Genomic DNA, 19,824 nt, shown 5'->3' on the forward strand with positions numbered 1-19,824 from the left:
AGTGGTCAACTAAAATTGGCCACGGTTTTAGAGTTTTCCCAATATAATCGTTCTGATTCATTGGGAGTTAGACCACCGTTATACTGATGTGGCCTGAGTTGGCAGTAATATCCGATAATGTAGCGGGTGATCTCTTGTTGAGCCTCAGCGAAGCTATGATAACCCACAGTTGGCACCCATTCCGTCTTCAAACTTCTAAAGAAGCGCTCTATCGGCGCATTATCCCAACAGTTTCCTCGGCGAGATAAACTCTGTTTTATTTGAAAGCGCCACAGCAATTGACGGTATTTACGGCTAGTGTAATGACTGCCTTGATCGCTATGGAACATAACACCTTTAGGCTTACCACGAGACTCATAGGCCATCGAAAGAGCTTTGCCTGTTAGCCTAGAATCCGGTGATAAAGACATCGACCAACCAATCACTTTGCGGGCAAAAAGATCGATAACGACCGCTAAATACATCCACCGATTACCCGTCCAAATATACGTAACATCGCCAGCCCAGACTTCATTTGGAGCCGCAACAGCAAATTGACGACTTAAGTGATTTGGAACGTCAATATGTTCTTGTGAAGCCTTTCTGTAACGATGCTTTGGTTCTTGGCAGCTCACTAAACCAAGAGTTCTCATTAGCTTTGTTGCTCGGTATCGGCTCAGCTTTACACCCTGATTTGTGACTATATCTGCAATGGTTCTCGCTCCCGCAGAGCCATTGCTTGCGGCGTGAGCCTCGCTAATCAAGCTGCGCAGTTTTATTGTTTCCGCATTAATTAACGCTGGGCGCTTAAGCCAATAGTTATAACTGCTTCGATGAACATTGAAGATTTCGCATAATATTTTTACGCTGTGGCTCTGCTTGAGTTTCTTGATTATCAAGAATTGTTCAGTGAGTCCGACATCAAGAGAGCCGTGGCTTTTTTTAGTATTTCATTATGCTCTTCAAGGCGAGCCAGCTTCTTTTTCAATTCCCTAATTTCTATTTGCTCAGGGGTCATAGGTGAAGCTTTCGGTGTTTTCCCTTGGCGTTCTTCTCTAAGCTGGCGAACCCATTTATCCATCGTGGACTTGCCCACATTCATGGCTTGGGCTGCTTCCGTCACTGAGTAATTTTGGTCTAAGACTAGCTGCGCTGCTTCTAACTTAAATTCTGCGCTAAATAGTCGTCTTGTACGTTTTGTCATAATGTCACCTGTTAACTTATGAGGTGATGATATCACCTCTAACTAAGTGACCAAATTCACTATGCCACTACAAATTCTGTATCTTATAGACGTAGAAATTTGTGTTTGAGATGTGTGTATCTAGCTTCGTTTTGTGATTGATTTTCGCATTGTCTTAGCAAAGAGATCAGCAAGGTGGAGAAGATCATGCAACAACTCGATCTTTCTCTTTTTATGTATTGATAGATAGTGCGTGTTATAAACGGACTCTAGTTCAAAAAGCCAAGATAATATGCGGTAAGAAACTCGACAAAAAAGCGATATTGGATTTGAATGAAGAGAGAACCTTAATATGAACGTCGAGACTATGTCCCAAAGTAGGCCCGAAAGTATGTCTGAAAGCTTAGAACTTACCGCTCAGTTTCAATCTTACATGGAAAATCCGCTGCTTTGGCCAATGTTGGAGGTGTTGCGTAAACAGCCTTCCGGTTGGAAAGTCCATACGTTAGCGACACATTTAAGTGAACAGGGATTCATGCCTGTACTTGATAGCGCACCTGAAAAAGACCTCTTTAAGCGTAATTTTTTGATCATGAACGCGCTCTATCAGCTTCAAGAGACGCTTTACCCTGAAAAGTGGTTACAAGTATCAGCAATGGACATTGTACTAATGCCTACGCATCGTGCCGTTAATTGTGAAATCGACCCAGATGAACCATTGCGTGATTATTACACTCAGTGGAAAAATTATGAGGCTGATGAAGGAGAAGTGCGCCGCTTGTTGAACGAATTTTGGACTCGTTACCGTAAAGCAATGGGTGGAACGAGTAACCTTAATATGAATCGTCTTCAAGCATTGAGGCTGTTTAAATTACCAGCGGAAGCGACGCAAATTGAAATCCGAAAAACATGGCGCAAGTTGGCACTAAAGTGGCATCCAGATAGAGACAATGGCAATGCTGAAACATTTAGAGTGTTGTGTGAAGCATGGAATATTTTGCGGCAAAATAGTTAAAGTCCAAACCTTAAACTCTAGACAAGATGTTCGCCGAATAAGGTCAACTGGCACTGTAAGGCATACCTAAGCTAACTACCTGTAATGTACTGAAGCAATAAGGTACTGAAGTAAAAAAGAAGCGATCTCTCGCTTCTTTTTGCTTTTGTTGTTGGGGAGTTAATCTTTACTGGTGGTTTTTAAATTGCGACTTGCGCATACGGTTCAACGCCGCCATCACATCGATGACACGTGGTTTCGCCAAGTCACCGTGGTTTGGCATATTTTGGTGCCATGTTCCTGCTAATAAAGCCATCATCTCTTTGCTTGGTTGCGCAGACCACCCCGGAGTCTGCGCAAACTGGAACCAAGTCCAGCCAATCGCATTGACTTCAGAAGGTGACTCCAATTGTTCTAACGCATTTAAATCCGTAAATTCTTTGCCAAAGCGAAGCGAATCAACGCCTTTGGCAGAGACTCGGAATTTACCATCAACCAGTAATTTTTGCAGCGCAGTGCGATTCACAGCGCGTTCTGGGAAAATAGCCAGTGGCGTTTCACATTCGTTGTGACGAGCAGTTGGGTGCTGTTTGATGACTTCTTTAGCTTTGTTAGTCACATCAACGGCGTGGTAGTCATGCATCTGGATGACAGTATCGGCGACATCTAAGTAATCACCGGATCCCCCCATGACGATCAGTGTTGAGATATCCAAATCATCGCGAAGTTGCCCGATACGATCAACCAATGGTGTAATGGGCTCATCACCTTTACTAACCAGCGCTTGCATACGCTCATCACGGATCATGAAGTTGGTGGCGGAAGTATCTTCATCAATTAGTAATGTACTAGCGCCAGATTCAATGGATTCTTGTAACCACGCTGCTTGCGATGTTGAACCGGACGCATCTTGAGTGCTGAAATCGGAGGTTTCTTTACCCATAGGTAGGTGATTGATGTAGTTGGACAAATTTAAATTATGTACGCAACGGCCATCTTCAGCACGAATTTTCATGGCTTGATGATCCGTAACAATTCGCTCACGGCCATCGCCGGGAATATGGTTGTAAATTGAACGCTCAATCGCCGTTAACAAAGTCGATTTACCGTGAAAACCACCGCCGACGATAAGGGTTATACCTTTGGGGATGCCGAGTCCTTTAATTTTGCCTTGGTTTGGTGTCTCAAGCTCGACTTCTAACGATGTGGGGGCTTGGAAAGTAACGGCGTCTTTCATCGGCAGATCACAGTTACCTGCCAAGCGAGGTAATACGCTGCCATTGGCCACAAAAGCAACCAGATTGTGCTGTGCCAGTTGTGCACGCATTGCTTCTTGATCTTCGATCACAGCGCAATGCTCAAGTAGGGCATCTTTATCCAGTTCACGTTCAATGGTGGCCCGGCGAATGAATTTTGGCAGGTAGAAGGTGATGATGTTGAGCGCTTTCTTGGCCAGAATGTCACGACCTTCAGCGGGTAAATTGATGCGAAAACGAAGCTCAATACCATGCTCCGTAAAGAGAACAGCTGTACTATCAAGCACCGTTTGGCCCGTCAATGCGATGGCAATATGGTTCTCTTGCTTAGCAAACTCCGCAAAACTACGAGCGATAAAATCTCTTGCAGCCATTTGATAAGCAGGTGATTTCTCTTTTAACCATTCCAGACCGGTCAGAGACCATGCTCGAGTAGCGCGAAAGCGAGATGCAGAAGCGTAAGGGTCCGCTTGGATATGATCGATATGCAAGGTGAAATCACCAAATTCGTATTGACCTTTGATCTGCTGATAGGCGCGGTAGTTCTGTTTTTCTAGCTTTTTGAGAATTGATGTTAATAAATCCATCTCGATATCGCTCGTTTGGAAAGGAAAGGCGGCGATTATAGGAACCGCCACACTGAGAGTAAAGACATGATAAGGGATTCCTTTATCCTACAAAACCTTTGTCTCGACAGGGTGTGCATAATTTTGGTTCAGTAGCCCAGCCTCAAACTCGTCACAAGGCATCGGTTTACCATAGAAATAGCCTTGGCCAAACTCACACCCTTCACTGATGATAAAGTCTTCTTGGCTTTGATTTTCAATCCCTTCGAGGATCACTTTCAGCTTTAATTTTTTGGCAACGTGAATGATTGAGCGAACAATTTCTTTATCTTCCTCACTTTGATCCAATTGATGTACAAAGCTTTTATCTATTTTTATGCAATCGAAGGGAAATTTTTTCAAATAGCTGAAAGAGGCGTAGCCCGTGCCGAAATCATCAAGTGACAACGTCACGCCTAGTTGGTGTAGAATTCGCAGTGTGTTGCGAGCCACCACTTCATCCGCAATCAAACAGCTTTCTGTTACTTCCAACTCTAAGTACCGAGCTGGAAGTTGGTAGGTGTTCAGTAGCTCACGAACTTGGTCTGCGAATTGGGCATTCTTTAATTGGACGGCTGAAACGTTAATGGCCATTTTGAAATTATCGACCTGTTTTGCCCATTGGCTCGTTTTTTCGATGGCCGATCGCAGGACAAAGTTACCCACTTCAAAAATCAGTCCATTTTGTTCGGCCATGTGAATTAAGGTTTCATTGGATATATCGCCCAATACGGGGTGCCGCCAACGTAGTAGCGCTTCTGCCCCCGTCCAGCGATGAGTGGTTGGAGAGACCTTCGGTTGAAAATAGAGCATGAGCTCATCGTTGCGCACTGCTCGTAATAAGTAGCTTTCTAATTGGTTGATTTGCCGGAGTGAGTCACTGAATACTTGCGAGTGATAGCAAAATTTATGACCGGAATCTTTGCAAGAGACCATGGCAGCAGAAGCTTGTTTGAGCAGTTCTATAGCATTGTCAGTGTCTAAACTCGTTGCAATACCAATATAGGAATGAAGATGAACATTATGGTCATCGAGCTTAAATTCAGAATGCCCGATTTCGACCAATTTATGGCACAACTTTTCCAAGTGACGCGCTAATAGTTTTGTTTTGACGATCAAGACTAAATCTGTCGACGTGGGTCGAGCGGTCAATATTTCAATTTTATCGCAGCGGCCTAGTCGCTCACGATATCGAGCGATGACTTGATCCCATGCTCGGTAGCCAAAGTGAGATTGAATATGACGAGCATTAGTGAAACCAATATGAATGGCGGCAACTTCGGTGTGCTGTTTTGTTGCTTGTAAAAGGCTATTTTTGAGTTCCAGTTCAAGTGCGTTGCGATTTAAAAAACCTGTGCTGATGTCATGCCACTTTTGATATTGAATCTGTTGTTCTGCGGCGCGGCGTTTATCGATCTCTTGCGTGAGCGAGTAGTTGAGATCAGCAAGATCTTGTGTTCGGTTATCGACGCGAAGCTGAAGCTCATCATTGAGCTGCTGAAGTCTTACTTGTTGGTATAAGGTGGTGAGCTGGGATTCAATGGTATCGCGAAAACTCTCCAGTAACTGCCGATAGGTGGGGCCAAAATGGTTCTCCTTGCTATCGAGTACGCAAATGGTGCCAAATATATCACCATTCGGCCACTTTAATGGGATGCCACAATAGGCAATCATGCCCAGTGGTGCATCTGGATTATGCATCCATTTTTTATCGGCTAAAGCATTCGGGACCAATAGTTCCTGCTGTGTTTGCATCACAGTTTCACAGTACAGACCTTGTCCTAAGGGTTCTTTATGTCCGGTTTGATAGGGGTTGTCGACGTTGGTATTTTTACAGAATATTTCGAGTTTTTGCTGGCTAGCACGCATGATTAATGCGCTCGGGACGTTTAAAATTTCAGCGAGTAAATTCACAATGCGCTGCCATCCATCCATCATTGAAGAGGGGATGAGCATCTCATGTGTCTTTATTTTCGACATATTATCAAATTCCTTTGGACGACAAAGCTTAAAAAAGCCGAGCATTCATTGCTCTAGACTGACGATGACAAGATCCGCTCCTATGACCATATTATGGTATTAAGAATAAGAACGCGCCGCCAATGTAACAAAAAAAAGCCCCAATAAAATATTGGGGCATTGAGATAGTTAGCTGTGTCTCGTAAATGATACGGAAGGAGTTAATCGGCTTGCTTGATATAATGGTCGATATTAATTTCTTGAGCATAATCAACACAATCAAAGTCGAAGCCATTGAGCTGCATGAATTCTTGCTTAAAGCCCTTGTAGTCACCTAGTTGCTTAAAGTTGTGCTGATCCATTTTCTCCAGTAAATCGGCCACTTTTTGCTGAGTATCTGGGTTGAGCTCCCAGTCGTCCATACGGATCAGTCGTTCGCCATCAACGGGTACTTTGCCTTTGTTAGAGAGTTTTTCGCTAAACAGACGCTGCATTTGCTCGATACATCCTTCGTGCGTCTCTTTTTCTTTCATCACCTTATACAATGCGACAATGTAAGGGCTTAAATTGGGAATGAACACGCTCGCCTTCGTGACTAAAGCTTTGCAAACAGTTGCGTAAGCCCCGCCGCCATAGTTAGACAATTTTAGGTTGAGAGAGTGGCTGGTTTGGTGCAAATCAATTTTGGCGCGTCCCAGTGTACCGTCAAGATAAATGGGGTGAGTAATCTGAGGGCCGATGTATGAAAAAGCAATGGTTTTACACCCTTGTGCAATCGATTCAGTGTTGATCAGCGTATCTATCCAGTTTTCCCAATCCTCGCCACCCATCACTTTCAGTGTACTTTCGATCTCTTCGTCATTTGCAGGAGCAATGGTGGTTTCTACCCACGTATCGTTTTCTAGTAATATCGTCGCACCAGAAACGGCCTCACCAATCGGTTTGATGGCGGAGCGCCAATACTGATCTGAATTGGGTTTTGGTCTCATGCCGCTGGCGATACTGTAAATGACTAAATCGACTTCCCCTTCAAAATAGGTCTCTATCGCTTCAATCACTTGCTCGCGTACTGATGATGAAAAAACATCCCCATCGATATTGACGGCGACTCGACCCGCTTGCTCGGCCTGTTGTTTAAAAAAGAGATTGTTGTACCAACCAGCACTACCAACCCCTTTTTCTGATGGCGTTTTTTCAAAGGAAACGCCAATCGTATCGGCTTCTGAACCACCAAAGGTTAGGGCAATGCGGGCGGCGAGCCCAAAGCCTGACGATGCGCCTAAAATGAGAACTCGTTTTGGCCCGTGAGTGATCGGTCTGCAAGATTTTACGTAATTAATCTGTTGTAACACAGCTTGTTCGCATCCGAGTGGATGAGCAGAGCGAGCGACCACACCTTTGATCACAGGTTCAATGTGCATAGTTTGTACCTTTGCGGTTAGGGGAATGGTCTAAAAAATATCGTAAAACTAGGTAAAGTTCATTGAGCTGAGGCATTAAAATCAGAGATGCTCTGCTAAATGTTGCGCAACAAAATTGGCGATCCACGGCTGAGCGTCGACCGTCGGATGTAAGCCATCAGCCATCATCCACTCGGGTTTAATGATCACTTGCTCTAAGAAAAAGGGCAGTAACGGCACAGTGTGTTGGAGGCTAAGCTCAGAATAGAGGCTATAAAAGGCATCGCTGTAGCGTTTGCCATAGTTTGGTGGAATGCGAATCTGCATCAAAAGAGGGGTTGAGCCTGCTTTTTTTATTTGGCCAATGATGGCGGTTAAATTGCTGCTGATCAATTGAGATGGAAAGCCACGCAATCCGTCGTTCGCACCAAGCTCAATAAGCACCGCATCAGGGGTATGTAGGGTGAGTAGTGACGGTAAGCGGGCTAGGCCATTGCCCGTTGTATCGCCAGAAATACTGGCATTAATGACATCAATGTCTGATTTACCTTCAGCTTGCAACGCATTAGGTAGCAAGCTAGGCCAAGCGTTTTCAATCGGCATTTGGTAACCAGCGCTTAAACTATCACCCAATATCAAGAGTGTGGTACTACTAGCGCTAGCCGAGAATAATAAAATACAAATCAAGGAAAGAAGTCGAGTCATGCAAACATCCGTTATTAGAGCACATTCATTATCTAAAACAGTCTCTACCAATCAAGAGCATTTAACAATCCTAAAAGAGGTAAACCTAGAGATCAAAAGTGGTGAAAGCGTGGCGATAGTCGGAACGTCTGGTGCGGGGAAATCAACCCTGATGACGCTGTTGGCTGGGCTTGATACGCCGACACGCGGAGAGGTAGAGCTATTGGGCCAGCCATTATCTCAACTGGACGATGAAGGACGCGCGGCGATCCGCAGTCAATCGGTTGGCTTTGTGTTTCAAAGCTTTTTGCTGATCCCAAGCTTGTCTGCGTTAGAGAACGTGACGCTACCTTGTTTGTTAAAAGGTGAAAAAGAGGATGTAGATCGTGCTAAATCCTTGTTGACGGCCGTTGGTTTATCGCATCGAATGCATCACTCTCCTGCACAACTTTCAGGGGGCGAGCAGCAACGAGTCGCGCTAGCAAGAGCCTTTATGATCAATCCGAAAGTGCTGTTTGCCGATGAGCCTACTGGCAACCTTGATCAAGAAACCGCGGCAAAAGTGGTTTCATTATTGTTTGAATTAAATAAGCAGCACGGAACGACCTTAGTGCTGGTTACCCATGATCCCGCTCTTGCGGCTCAATGTGATCGTATTTTCCACATGCAAGCTGGTATGTTGGAGGAGCGGTAATGAGCGAGATGTCGAGCCGTTCACTCAATAAACGATTAATTCGCTGGAGCTTAGGTGAAATCCGCCACGGACAGTTGTGGCCTATTTCAGTGGCGCTAACCTTGATCATTGCTTGTATTTTTGCGCTGACTGCCTTAGCTGAGCGTATGGAGCAAGTGATTGTTAAACAAGGTAAAGACGCACTCACTGCCGATAGTGTGTTTGTTTCCGCAAACCCACCCCCAGCGTCATTGCTCGATCAGATCGAGCGCTTGCAACTGCCGTCTTCACAACTTACGCGTTACGCGACAATGGCATTCAGTGAGCGCGGTATGCAGTTAGTCACTGTCAAAGCAGTGGATAGTGCTTATCCGCTACGCGGTGAAATGCGTCTTTCTGATGATGTGACGACATTTCAGCACCTTGTGCCGAATCAACTGTGGTTAGATGAACGAGTGTTTGCGCAATTAGACGTTCAAATTGGCGATCAGGTCACGCTGGGCGATGCTGACTTTACGGTATCGGGACGCATCCTTGAGGAGCCGGGACTCAGCTTTAATCCATTTCAACAGATGCCCGCGGTGTTGATCCACCAAGACGATGTGGCTCGTACTGGTGCACTTCAATTGGGGAGCCGAGTGCAATTTAGCGTGTTCATTAATGGTGATGATGGACAGATTGAAGCAGTAAAACAGCCCGTTACTTTAACGCCTAGCGATCGTTGGCGCGACCGAAATAGCGCCAGCCGAACGAATGAGGTTTTTGAGCGGACAGAGCAATATTTGTCGTTAACCGTAGCGATTGTGATCATCATGGCGGCAACCACATTAGTCCTGACTTGTCAGCACTATGTTTCTACGCGGCAAAAAACCATCGCCATGTTAAAAAGCCTTGGGGCGAGCAAACGTTGGATCCGCCAATGGTTGTTCGTACAAGTGGTGATTTTGTTTATTTCTGCTGCGGTGCTTGGGGTATTGATCGGCATTGGCCTAGAGTCTTTATTACGCGTGCCGCTGGTGGATTTATTGCCTACGCCTTTACCGAGTTATGGCGCTAAACCCGCTTTTATTGCGCTGATGGTGAGTGTATTGATCGCTTTTCCTGCACTCGGCATTCCTTTACTGCATTTGCTAGATACCAGTGCGCTCAATGTCATGCAAACAGAGCGAGCGAAACCGAATCATCGCCGTAATGGGTTGCTCATCTTGATTCCGTTAGTGCCGATGCTGTGGGTTTATTGGAATAACCTCTTAGTGTGGATTGTGTTGGCTGGGATAGTGACGCTTTTTGCAGTGCTTGCTGTGGTCAGTGTTTTGGTGGCTCGTAGTTTAGGACGTCTTCCGCTCTCTACCGCGCTTAAATTAGCGCTCAGCCGAATCAATCGTTCGGCAATCACGACCGGAGTCCAGTTCGGCGCGTTAGGACTATCGTTAATGTTATTGGCGATCATCTGGTTAGTGCGTACCGATTTACTCTCTGATTGGCAGCGAACCTTACCCAGCGATGCTCATAACGCATTTGCACTCAACATTTCACCAAATGAAGTTAACGATTACCTTAACACGTTAGACAGCGCCAACATTGTGCGTTCGCAAGCCTATCCGATCATCCGAGGGCGTTTATCGACTATTAATGGCATAGAGGCCAAGCAACAAGCTCAAGGTGAAGAGGGGAGTGATGCGTTGAGGCGAGAGCTCAATTTCACTTGGGGAGAATCGCTACCCAGCAACAACCAACTGACGGCAGGAGCGTGGACAGAGCAAGGTGGCGTTTCGGTTGAATCCGACGTTGCTCGTGATTTGGGGCTGAAACTGGGTGATAGTTTGGGGTTTGTGATCAATAGCCAAACCGTGGAAGCGAAAGTAAATTCCATTCGCCAAGTCGAGTGGCGAGAAATGAAGCCTAACTTCTATTTCATTTTTACCCCAGACCTATTGCAGGAGATCCCTGCCACGTGGCTGGTGAGTTTCAGAGCGCAAGATCAAGATAACGCCTTGCTTGCCACCCTTGCTCGCACTTATCCTACGGTCAGTTTGATGGATATCCGGGCAATGGGCGATAAGATTCAAACTTTGCTGACGCAAATTATCTGGTCAGTGACAGTGCTGGCTGCAATGGGTGTGATTGCTGGTATTTTGCTGATTTTTACTCTGTTGCGTTTAAGTTTAAGCCAGAGGCAACAAGAAATTCGCTTATACCGCACTTTAGGGGCCAGCAAGCGCCGCGTCGAGCAAACTATTTGGGCAGAATACGGTTTGATGGCGCTCATTGCCGGAGTTGTCGCAAGCCTTGGCTCTGACGCGGTGGTGGCCAGCGTCATGAAGTTCGGTTTTGAACTAGAACCTATGGCGCATTACAGCATGTGGTTGGTGCTACCCTTGGCGACGTTTTGCACATTATCGCTGGTCGTGAGTAGTTTAATTAAGCGGCTGTTAACCCCTATAAATAAAGACTTTAACTAGCGGTATCCATAATCCCAGACGGAGTTATCCACAAAAACAGTGGATAAAGTTTGGGATAACTCGACGGCTTGATAACGGCCTATTTGCGCTTAGCCCCGTAGTTACCTTGGGTTGCGCAGTTTTGTTATTCACAAGGTTGAAAAAACGTCGTTTTGGCTTTATTGAGTCAAGCAATTTTTTAAGTTATTTGTCGATTATGCGTATTGCTTGTTAGTCGTAAAACAGATAAGACCACGTGAAAAATGTGATTTTAATAACGCTTTACAAGCTTTAGAATGCATCCGGGTTTTCCAGAGTACTCGTATCTTATGTCATATAAAAAGTTCAATACAGATTCTCCATGTGTCGCAATTATTGGTGGGGGTGTGGCTGGTGCCACTGCCGCCGTTCATATGGGAGAACTGGGGCTCAATGTGCTGCTTTTGGAGAAAAGCGCCGGTCTCGTCAATGGGCCGCCGATTTGCCATCTGCACGCGGGCGGTAACCTCTATCGCGAAATTTCGCAGCAGCAGTGTCTTGAGTTACTTAAGCAGTCGATTGAAACCGTCAGGCTCTATCCCCACACGCTGAATAAGCGACCGACTGTGATTGCTGTTCCGCATAGTGATGGCGGTGAGCCGCAAGCCTTATTGCCAAGGCTAGAGCTTATTCAGCGCAGCTATCAACAATTGGTTGATGAAGACCCACGTAATCAGCAGCTTGGTCAACCCCAAGAGTATTTCAAACTCTACAGCCGTGAAGCACTGCAGGTATTAGCAACTCAGCAACAGAGTGATCAACCGACATCATTCGATGATTGGGTGATCCCTTTTGCTCAACATGCAGATTTAAATCAGTTGAAGTACCCAGTCATTGCGGTGCAAGAATACGGTTGGAGTGTTTTTCGGCTGGCGGCCAGTGCTGAGCTTGCGTTAGCGGCGATGCCTCATTGCCAAGTTTTAACGCACGCTCAATTAATCAAATCTGATTTTATTGATGAGCAATGGCAGCTCGTTTATCTGGATGCTCAAAAGCATGAACACGTTATTCATGCCGATTATTTAGTCAATGCATGTGGTTATGAAACGGGAATAGTCGATGATTTGGCTAAGGCTCCGCGTCAACGCTTGGTGGAATTTAAAGCGGCTTACGTTACCCGTTGGGCAGAATGCGACCAGCAATGGCCAGAAGTGATTTTTCACGGGCCAAGAGGCACCCCACAAGGAATGGCTCAGCTAACACCGTATGCTGATGGTCTATTTCAGTTGCATGGTATGACCGAGGGAATCACGTTATTTAAAGATGGGTTAGTGGCCTCGCAAGCTGGATCATCACAGCCCGTATTGCCTGATTATCTCGAACGCAAAATTAAGAACGGTTGGCAACAGGACGCACTGCAAGAGCGCAGTGAACGAGCCATACACCACATGAGTCAGTTCATCCCACAGTATATTCAAGCACAAGTAGCTGGTAAGCCACTGTTTGGTGCGCAGCAAATTCCCGGCCAAGATGCCACATTACGAGCCGCTGATGTTACGTTTGAAGCTCATAATTATGCGCGAATCGAAGTGGTCAAAGGTTCATCCGCGTTGGAAGCGGCAACTAAAATTGTTCAGCATTGGCAGTTAGTGAACGATGAAGACTTGCTACAATCGATAGAAGCTCGTCACCCAATCAGCATGAGTTTGGCTCTTGAACAGGTGGAAGAGAAAGCCATCGCCTTAGCCAAGGCGCGTGCTTATCCTGAAGGATTGGCAAAAATTGTCGGTATGGTTTGATGGGTGACGCCTTGCGGTTTTCTAAAGGAGCAAGGTGATAGTCGTTAGTAGCCGAAATAACGCGCCCATTGGCACCAAACCTCTTGCAGGCCTTGTATATCACCTTTGACAAAACGTATTTTTTGCCCCGGTTTTGCTTGCGCCAAACGGGGCAGATCAATGCGAGCCACACACCCTAATTTAGGGTAACCGCCGATGGTTTGGCGATCGTTGAGTAAAATGATCGGTTGGCCATCTGGCGGGATTTGAATCGCCCCCAAAGCAATTCCTTCCGATAAAATAGGTGTCGCGGGTGGGGTAACCGTATCGCCATTAAGACGATAGCCCATGCGATCGGCATGCTGACTGACGGTGAAGCGGGTTTGATAAAAGCGATCGAGTTGCTGCGATGAAAATTTCAGGGCTTGGTAGCCTTCAATGACGCGTAATTTAAGTGGCAGATTATAATCAGGCTTATAACGAAAAGTGATGTGTACGGGTTTGTTATCGATAGCGTGGGGATTAAAGTGCAGTGAATCGCCCGCTTGCAGTGGTACGCCGTTTTGCGTTAACCCACCAAGCTGTTCTTTGGGTACGGTGGCAACACTACCTAAATGGTGAGGCACAATGAACCCTCCGCGCACGGCCAAATAAGCTCTTAAGCCATTTTTGGCTAGGCCAAATTTCAGTGTTTGCCCGGCTTGCGCGCTAAAGCTTTGCCAATTACCAATCAGTTTTCCATCTAACGTGGCCGATAAATCACCACCTGCAATTGCCAGCATACATGGATGTTCAACATGAAATTCCGCCTGACCAAGCGTGATTTCAAGCGTTGCTAAATTGACTCGGTTACCCAGTAAATGGTTGGCCCAACTGTAGGCGTAATCATCGACTGGTCCTGATTGAGTAACACCGATATGACTGAGACCAAAGCGTCCAAAATCTTGAATTAAGCTCAGTTGACCGGGTTTTATCACCTGTAGTAGGGGGCTCATGAATGGTGCTCCCACTGCGCGGCTAATTGAGGTATTTCACCTCCTAATGATAAAAATTCCTCGCGAGTCATCGCTGTAAACTTCACTTTAGTTCCAATCGAAAAAGGCGTCATTGGTGTTTGATGAGGAGAGAAGAGCGCATGGGGGCAATTGGCGATGATATTCCATCCTCCGGGAGAGTTGTTCGGATAGACGGCCGTTTGCTGTTCTGCAATCGCGACGCTGCCTTTGGCCACACTAAGGCGTGGGGTGGCATGGCGCGGTAAGCGTAATTGTTCATCTACTTCAGCCATAAAGGCAAAGCCTGGTGCAAAACCGACGGCACAAACGGTGTAGACCGTTTGAGTGTGCAGCGCGATAACTTGTTGCGTGGATAAACCAAGCGCATGGTAGCGCTTCAAATCTGGGCCGACACTTTCATCGTAGTAAGCGCCAAGCTCAACCAAATTGTGGGTGGCTTCCACAGTTAAAGATAAGGCCGCGATCGCTGTGATCAATTGCTGCTCTAGCTCCCTTTGACTTATACGATAAGGAAGGTAATCGATCAAAATGGTAGTGTAAGAAGGGGTGACATTCATCAGGTAAGCAGAAAACTGCACCATGATCTGCTGCGCAATTTGTCCGATATCGAGTGAGAGATCGGCCGATGGCGGGTGAGCAAAACGCAATAAGAGGCTGCATTCCGCAACGGGTTCAATGCTGTAGTCCAATGTCACTTAACACTCCTTGTGATGACGTTGTAGCCGCTAGGAGATACACGTGTAATGGTTCAACGCTCTCGTAGACAAATTCGGATTTTCTCTATCAGTTCAATCGCCGTCGGGTTATCGCCATGCACGCAAATCGTATCGGCTTCGATAGGGATCACAAAGCCATCCGAACTGGTCACTTTTCCGTAATCAACCAGTTGTTTAATTTGATTGATGATCGCCTCTTCATTAGTCAGCACTGCATTGGCTTGGCCTCTTGGAGTTAGCATACCATTAGCGAGATAAGTCCGGTCGGCAAAGGCTTCAAACAGCAATGGCACGTCATAAATATCGGCGATATCAAGGTAATCTTGGTTATTGCCTGAAGCTAAGATCATCAAGGGCACATTAAAGCAAGAAACTGCATCGACCACTGCGCGAAAGACAGATTTGTCACGCATCATATCGTTATATAAAGCCCCATGAGGTTTAACGTAGCTTATCTCGGCATTTTTGCTCTCACATAATGCCTTGAGTGCGCCAATCTGGTAAATCAGTAACTCGCATATCTCTTCTTCGCTAAAACTCATTGAACGGCGACCAAAACCTTGCAAATCGGGGTAACCCGGGTGAGCGCCAATCATTACATCAAATTGAATCGCCAGCTCAATCGTTCGGCTCATCACGTGTGGGTCAGAGGCATGAAAGCCACACGCAATATTGGCCATGTCAATCCAAGGCATCACCAACTCATCAGCGCCCATTTGCCATGCACCGAAGCTCTCGCCCATGTCACAATTGAGAGTGATTGTTCTTTTTGTCACGGGTTGCATCATCCTTGAGTGTCCATGTTGAGTAACTTGCCGTAATCAAAGGCAATATACAGTGATCCGATTCATTGTTTGGCGATAAATATGGGCCGAAAGAGAGCGAATTGGCCTGATAGACAAACATTAAAGCAGATTGATTTATAAGTGAAGTTTAGGTTGAAAGTCGTTAAACTTGCACAACCAATGTCAGAAGGTAAAAACAATGAAAGTATTAGTGACAGGCGGGATGGGGTATATCGGTAGCCATACCTGCATTCAAATGATCCACGCCGGTATGACACCCGTAATTTTTGACAACTTATACAATAGTAAAGCATCGGTTTTAGAGCGCATCGAAAAAGTGTCCGGTGTGAAGCCGCTGTTCGTCCATGGTGATGTACGCAACCAAGCACAACTGGTTGAAGTGATGAAAGCGCAAAATATTCAAGCGGTGATCCATTTCGCAGGCTTAAAAGCAGTCGGTGAGTCAGTAGAAAAACCATTGGAATATTACGATAACAATGTGAATGGCACATTGGTACTGGTGGCGGCCATGCGTGAAGCTGGCGTGAAGGCACTTGTTTTTAGTTCATCTGCAACCGTATACGGTGACCCAGCCTCAGTGCCTATTACCGAAGATTTCCCAACCAGCGCGACCAACCCTTATGGCCGTAGTAAGTTAATGGTTGAAGAGTGCTTGGCCGATTTCCATAAAGCCAACCCAGATTGGAGCATTACACTGCTGCGCTATTTTAACCCTGTAGGTTCACATCCATCAGGCGAGTTAGGTGAAGATCCACAAGGTATTCCGAACAACCTAATGCCTTTTGTCTCGCAAGTGGCTGTGGGTCGAAGAGCATTTCTCTCTGTTTTTGGCAGTGATTACCCAACTAAAGACGGCACAGGTGTTCGCGATTATATTCACGTAATGGACCTAGCCGATGGTCATATTGCTGCGCTGGAAAAAGTAGGCCAACAAGCAGGCTTGCACATTTATAACCTAGGCACAGGAAATGGCTACAGTGTACTAGAGATGGTGAAAGCGTTTGAACAAGCGTCAGGTAAAAGCGTGCCGTACCAATTGGTCGAACGCCGCGCTGGTGATATTGCGGAGTGTTGGGCAGATCCAAGCAAAGCGATGGCGGATCTAGGTTGGAAAGCGACTCGCAGCCTAGAAGCGATGACACAAGATACGTGGCGTTGGCAGTCAAATAATCCACAAGGTTATCCTGAGTCTTAAGCTCTTGCTTCAACTTCTCTGCGATGAATGAAATAAATAGCCAGTCAAATGACTGGCTATTTTGATCTGACTTGGTTACTCAAGCAATCCAATGATCAGTTGGTCCGATAACGGCTTAAAATTTCACCAAGGTTGCGCGAAGCGTTTGCAAGGCTAGCGACACCTTGCGATGAGGTTTGCGCAACACTGCGAATCGCATTGGATTGTGTACGAATATCACTCAGCTCAGCAGCAATATCATTAGCAACGGCGCTTTGCTCCTCGGCTGAAGTTGAAATTTGAATACTCATGTCATTGATCATTTTTGCTGATTCAGCAATTTGATTGACGTTATTGCCGATGTTAGCGACTAAATCACTACTGGTTTGAGCTTGACTAACCGTTTGCTCAGTAATGCGTGCGATATCTTGACTTTCGGTTTGCAGCTTCTCAATCATGGATTGAATTTCAACAGTAGCCGCTTGCGTGCGGCTAGCTAAGGTGCGAACTTCATCAGCTACCACGGCAAAACCGCGCCCTTGTTCACCAGCACGTGCCGCTTCTATTGCAGCGTTCAGTGCCAGTAAGTTTGTCTGTTGCGAAATGGCATTGATGGTGGTGATCACATCATTAATCTGCGCTGTATTTTCATTCAATGTAGACACCGAATGAGAGGCTTGTTCAATGAACTTTGACAACTGGGAAATTTCATTAATCGCTTGCTGAACTAGTTGTGAGCTCTCTTCCGCTTGTTTTGAATCTTGATCGGCTTGCTGATTGGCTTGTTGGGAAATTGTGGAGACTTCTTGCGCCGAGGCCGTCATCTCTTCCATGGCCGTGGCGACGGAATCCAATGAAGCGTATTGGCTACTGATTTGTTGCTCGCTCTCTTTCATCTCATGGGTAAAAGAGCTGGATGTCTCACCGAGAGTGGTGGCGTTTTGTTTTACTGAAACTACCAGTTCGGTCAAGGTGTCCATGGCGTTATCGAGCGCGCAGCCGATGGTACCAAACTCATCTCGACCGGGATGAAAACCTAATCGTGAAGTTAAATCACCTTTTGAAATTTTCAAGGTTGTTGTGTATAGCACCCACAATGCACCGCCAATAAAAGTAGCGACCCAATAGAGGAAAATAGCAAAAGGGATTGCCCACAAATAGCTCAACAGAAAAGTCGAGAGTGCCGATCGCTGAGCGTCTTTTTCAAGATAAGAGAGATTCTCTGTCAGCGCGTAAACTTTGCCATCGCTGTGTTTTGCTGTGGCGGTAATCACCCCTTTTTGATAACTAGTTGCGGCTAAAGAATGGCGAGTTTCAACCGCTGAAAGGGTTTGTGGATCTGCGCCGCTGGCAAGCAGACCTTGCAGTTTGTACTCAACAGCTAACTTCGATTGCGCTTCTATCTGGGCCAGTGAATCAACATAGCGATTTCCTGCGACAAAGCTTAAAGCGGTGAGGAATAAAGCGAAGATCACCCACATCTTGTCATTAATTGACATTTTAATGAACACGCGGTCAATCGTCCTGAACTGAACTTCTTTCATTGCTGCTCCGATATGCAAAAAAGTAATAGTAAATTTTATAAATATACTAAGGCTAAATGTGTGTGTTCGTGCAGAATTTTATGAAATGAATGTTGACTTAAATATCAAGATTGAGACTTTGATCTTATTTTAGGTTAAAAAAGTGGGGAGAGTAATATTACTCTCCCCCACTTTTAACTTTAATTGATTAACCCAGAGCGGGTAGTACACCAAGGCTAATAAAGATTTGCGAAGTGACGATCATCAAACCAATGGTTGCTGTCATGGTCAGAGCCAGTTTGCCGCCTCTGACTTGATATTGTGTTCCACCCTGCGGTTGGAATACTTGGTTTGAACGCACTTTAATCACCATCACAATCGGTAAGAATATGGCCAAAATAGTCAACGCAATAGCCGCGTAACCGAGCGCCATAATAAAGCCTTGAGGGTAAAATAGCGCAAAGACTAATGGTGGCAGATAGGTGATGACGGAGGCAGCCATACGGTGCAATGGAATGTTCTTTTTCTTAATCGTATCGCCCATGAATTCAAACAAGCCCAAGCTTACGCCTAAGAATGACGTCAAAAGTGCAAGGTCGGCAAACACGCCAATAATGCTGCTTAAATTGGATTGATGAACGGTTTGCCCTAATGTCACAATTAGCGCACTCAGGCCGGAATTCTCAACCAGCTGAGGTTGGCTAACGACACCTAACGTGACGATCTGCCAAAAAATGTAAATAATCAACGGGATAGCAGAACCAATTAAGATGGCTTTGCGCAGCGAAGGGGTGTCGCCATCTAAGTAATTCACAATCGCCGGAATACTGCCATGGAAACCGAATGAGGTGAAAATGACGGGAATTGCAGCAACGATTAAGCCTTGCTCAAGTGGCATACTAAGCAAGTATGACTGAGAAACATTAGGTGCAAGAAATGAGAGCACTATAATCATCGCGACCATTTTACCGGCAAACAGCAGGCGGTTCACTTTATCAACCGTGCTGGTGCCGATCGTCACCACAAGTGCAACCAGTAAAGTAAAAAGCAAGGTGCCCAACGGATTGCTGATCTCAATGCCAGCAAACTCTGTCAGGCGATGAGTGAATTGTGCGCCGCCACCAGCAATGTAAGCTGCACAAAGCGAATAGAACAAAAATAGCATAGCAAAGCTCGCTACCCATTTTCCTTTTTGCCCTAAGATCTGTTTAGCCAATGTATGTAAGGTGGCGTCTTTGTCTGCATATTGATGGATTTCAACCATTAACAATGCAGTGAAAGCCATTAATGCCCAGAGGGCGATCATAATCAGTAATGATGTGCCAAAGCCGATACCTGCAGAAGCGAGCGGTAGAGCTAGCATGCCTGCACCGATAGTGGTCCCTGCGATGATCAAAGTACTGCCGAAAATCTTTGATTGAGTCATGGTGTAAAGTTCTTTATACGTTATGTTGTGTTTCAGGGAGTGATATATATGAATACAACGGGGTGTTGACCATTAATCCACTCATTTTGGGCTATATTGTAGAACTTCGGATTCATTTTCAACAGCCATGTAAAAATAAAAATCCATGAGTGTATTTTTTTGTTTACATGGCAAGGTGGCGGCTAAATAAGAGTGGTCGAAATCGTTTCGCTGTGATAGATATTGTGGTGAT

At 45.8% G+C, this 19,824-nt stretch carries 15 protein-coding genes; 5 read left to right on the forward strand and 10 right to left on the reverse strand.

Features of this window, described 5'->3' with window-relative positions:
* Positions 1 to 5: 5 nt before the first annotated feature.
* Positions 6 to 1,183, reverse strand: a protein-coding gene (locus AACT42_RS23985; RefSeq protein ID WP_094167903.1) for an IS3-like element ISVch4 family transposase whose coding sequence is annotated in 2 segments (ribosomal slippage) — positions 6 to 925 and positions 925 to 1,183 — 1,179 coding nt in all. Because the reading frame shifts where the segments join, the coding sequence is not laid out codon by codon here.
* Positions 1,184 to 1,514: 331 nt separating this feature from the next.
* On the opposite strand from AACT42_RS23985, the gene AACT42_RS23990 reads away from it, so the two are divergent.
* A complete protein-coding gene (locus tag AACT42_RS23990) occupies positions 1,515 to 2,177 on the forward strand; it encodes a DNA-J related domain-containing protein (RefSeq protein WP_094132536.1) in 663 nt (220 codons plus the stop codon).
* Positions 2,178 to 2,343: 166 nt separating this feature from the next.
* Here AACT42_RS23990 and AACT42_RS23995 read toward each other — a convergent pair whose 3' ends face one another.
* From AACT42_RS23995 to tesA, 4 genes are all read right to left on the reverse strand, one after another.
* Positions 2,344 to 3,999 (reverse strand): ABC-ATPase domain-containing protein, encoded by a 1,656-nt coding sequence (locus tag AACT42_RS23995; protein WP_026028209.1) that lies wholly within the window; start codon positions 3,997 to 3,999, stop codon positions 2,344 to 2,346.
* A gap of 87 nt (positions 4,000 to 4,086) precedes the next feature.
* A complete protein-coding gene (locus tag AACT42_RS24000; protein ID WP_094132538.1) occupies positions 4,087 to 5,997 on the reverse strand; it encodes a bifunctional diguanylate cyclase/phosphodiesterase in 1,911 nt (636 codons plus the stop codon).
* Positions 5,998 to 6,197: 200 nt separating this feature from the next.
* A complete protein-coding gene (fabV, locus tag AACT42_RS24005) occupies positions 6,198 to 7,397 on the reverse strand; it encodes an enoyl-ACP reductase FabV (protein ID WP_094132541.1) in 1,200 nt (399 codons plus the stop codon).
* Between the two features lie 81 nt (positions 7,398 to 7,478).
* Complete coding sequence (tesA, locus tag AACT42_RS24010) at positions 7,479 to 8,081, reverse strand: multifunctional acyl-CoA thioesterase I/protease I/lysophospholipase L1 (RefSeq protein ID WP_064626273.1); 603 nt, start codon at positions 8,079 to 8,081, stop codon at positions 7,479 to 7,481.
* Between tesA and AACT42_RS24015 the strand changes: the two genes are divergently transcribed.
* The 3 genes from AACT42_RS24015 to AACT42_RS24025 all read left to right on the forward strand — a co-directional run bounded on the left by AACT42_RS24015 (position 8,080) and on the right by AACT42_RS24025 (position 12,952).
* The gene (locus tag AACT42_RS24015; protein ID WP_013867953.1) at positions 8,080 to 8,754 is read left to right on the forward strand and encodes an ABC transporter ATP-binding protein; all 675 of its coding nucleotides are present in this window, start codon (positions 8,080 to 8,082) and stop codon (positions 8,752 to 8,754) included. The genes tesA and AACT42_RS24015 overlap by 2 nt on opposite strands.
* Positions 8,754 to 11,195 carry an ABC transporter permease gene (locus tag AACT42_RS24020; RefSeq protein WP_094168056.1) on the forward strand — a complete coding sequence of 814 codons (2,442 nt, stop codon included), beginning with the start codon at positions 8,754 to 8,756 and terminating at the stop codon, positions 11,193 to 11,195. Before AACT42_RS24015 ends, AACT42_RS24020 begins: the two co-directional genes overlap by 1 nt.
* Before the next feature lie 275 nt (positions 11,196 to 11,470).
* Complete coding sequence (locus AACT42_RS24025; protein ID WP_094133741.1) at positions 11,471 to 12,952, forward strand: FAD-dependent oxidoreductase; 1,482 nt, start codon at positions 11,471 to 11,473, stop codon at positions 12,950 to 12,952.
* Positions 12,953 to 12,996: 44 nt separating this feature from the next.
* Here AACT42_RS24025 and AACT42_RS24030 read toward each other — a convergent pair whose 3' ends face one another.
* The 3 genes from AACT42_RS24030 to AACT42_RS24040 are packed head-to-tail and all read right to left on the reverse strand — an operon-like array spanning position 12,997 to position 15,439.
* The gene (locus tag AACT42_RS24030; RefSeq protein ID WP_176429106.1) at positions 12,997 to 13,926 is read right to left on the reverse strand and encodes a 5-oxoprolinase subunit C family protein; all 930 of its coding nucleotides are present in this window, start codon (positions 13,924 to 13,926) and stop codon (positions 12,997 to 12,999) included.
* Positions 13,923 to 14,642 (reverse strand): 5-oxoprolinase subunit B family protein, encoded by a 720-nt coding sequence (locus AACT42_RS24035; RefSeq protein ID WP_094133739.1) that lies wholly within the window; start codon positions 14,640 to 14,642, stop codon positions 13,923 to 13,925. The genes AACT42_RS24030 and AACT42_RS24035 overlap by 4 nt, the downstream gene beginning before the upstream one ends.
* A gap of 53 nt (positions 14,643 to 14,695) precedes the next feature.
* Positions 14,696 to 15,439 (reverse strand): 5-oxoprolinase subunit PxpA, encoded by a 744-nt coding sequence (locus AACT42_RS24040; RefSeq protein WP_094123368.1) that lies wholly within the window; start codon positions 15,437 to 15,439, stop codon positions 14,696 to 14,698.
* 208 nt (positions 15,440 to 15,647) lie between these two features.
* On the opposite strand from AACT42_RS24040, the gene galE reads away from it, so the two are divergent.
* Positions 15,648 to 16,664 carry a UDP-glucose 4-epimerase GalE gene (galE, locus tag AACT42_RS24045; RefSeq protein WP_029189705.1) on the forward strand — a complete coding sequence of 339 codons (1,017 nt, stop codon included), beginning with the start codon at positions 15,648 to 15,650 and terminating at the stop codon, positions 16,662 to 16,664.
* Between the two features lie 95 nt (positions 16,665 to 16,759).
* On the opposite strand, the gene AACT42_RS24050 is transcribed toward galE, so the two are convergent.
* Positions 16,760 to 18,187, reverse strand: a complete 1,428-nt coding sequence (locus AACT42_RS24050; RefSeq protein ID WP_094133742.1) for a methyl-accepting chemotaxis protein — start codon at positions 18,185 to 18,187, stop codon at positions 16,760 to 16,762.
* A 187-nt stretch (positions 18,188 to 18,374) separates the two neighbouring features.
* Positions 18,375 to 19,592, reverse strand: a complete 1,218-nt coding sequence (locus AACT42_RS24055; RefSeq protein ID WP_017047351.1) for an aromatic amino acid transport family protein — start codon at positions 19,590 to 19,592, stop codon at positions 18,375 to 18,377.
* Between the last annotated feature and the right edge of the window lie 232 nt (positions 19,593 to 19,824).

The sequence above is a fragment of the Vibrio sp. V15_P4S5T153 genome (assembly GCF_963874485.1).
Taxonomy (GTDB): Bacteria; Pseudomonadota; Gammaproteobacteria; order Enterobacterales; family Vibrionaceae; genus Vibrio; species Vibrio anguillarum.

Excerpts from the sequence above, each read along its gene's own strand:
- AACT42_RS23990 (WP_094132536.1), top strand. The coding sequence starts at position 1,515 with ATGAACGTCGAGACTATGTCCCAAAGTAGGCCCGAAAGTATGTCTGAA.
- AACT42_RS23995 (WP_026028209.1), bottom strand. The coding sequence starts at position 3,999 with ATGGATTTATTAACATCAATTCTCAAAAAGCTAGAAAAACAGAACTAC.
- AACT42_RS24000 (WP_094132538.1), bottom strand. The coding sequence starts at position 5,997 with ATGTCGAAAATAAAGACACATGAGATGCTCATCCCCTCTTCAATGATG.
- fabV (WP_094132541.1), bottom strand. The coding sequence starts at position 7,397 with ATGCACATTGAACCTGTGATCAAAGGTGTGGTCGCTCGCTCTGCTCAT.
- AACT42_RS24015 (WP_013867953.1), top strand. The coding sequence starts at position 8,080 with ATGCAAACATCCGTTATTAGAGCACATTCATTATCTAAAACAGTCTCT.
- tesA (WP_064626273.1), bottom strand. The coding sequence starts at position 8,081 with ATGACTCGACTTCTTTCCTTGATTTGTATTTTATTATTCTCGGCTAGC.
- AACT42_RS24020 (WP_094168056.1), top strand. The coding sequence starts at position 8,754 with ATGAGCGAGATGTCGAGCCGTTCACTCAATAAACGATTAATTCGCTGG.
- AACT42_RS24025 (WP_094133741.1), top strand. The coding sequence starts at position 11,471 with ATGCATCCGGGTTTTCCAGAGTACTCGTATCTTATGTCATATAAAAAG.
- AACT42_RS24030 (WP_176429106.1), bottom strand. The coding sequence starts at position 13,926 with ATGAGCCCCCTACTACAGGTGATAAAACCCGGTCAACTGAGCTTAATT.
- galE (WP_029189705.1), top strand. The coding sequence starts at position 15,648 with ATGAAAGTATTAGTGACAGGCGGGATGGGGTATATCGGTAGCCATACC.
- AACT42_RS24050 (WP_094133742.1), bottom strand. The coding sequence starts at position 18,187 with ATGAAAGAAGTTCAGTTCAGGACGATTGACCGCGTGTTCATTAAAATG.
- AACT42_RS24055 (WP_017047351.1), bottom strand. The coding sequence starts at position 19,592 with ATGACTCAATCAAAGATTTTCGGCAGTACTTTGATCATCGCAGGGACC.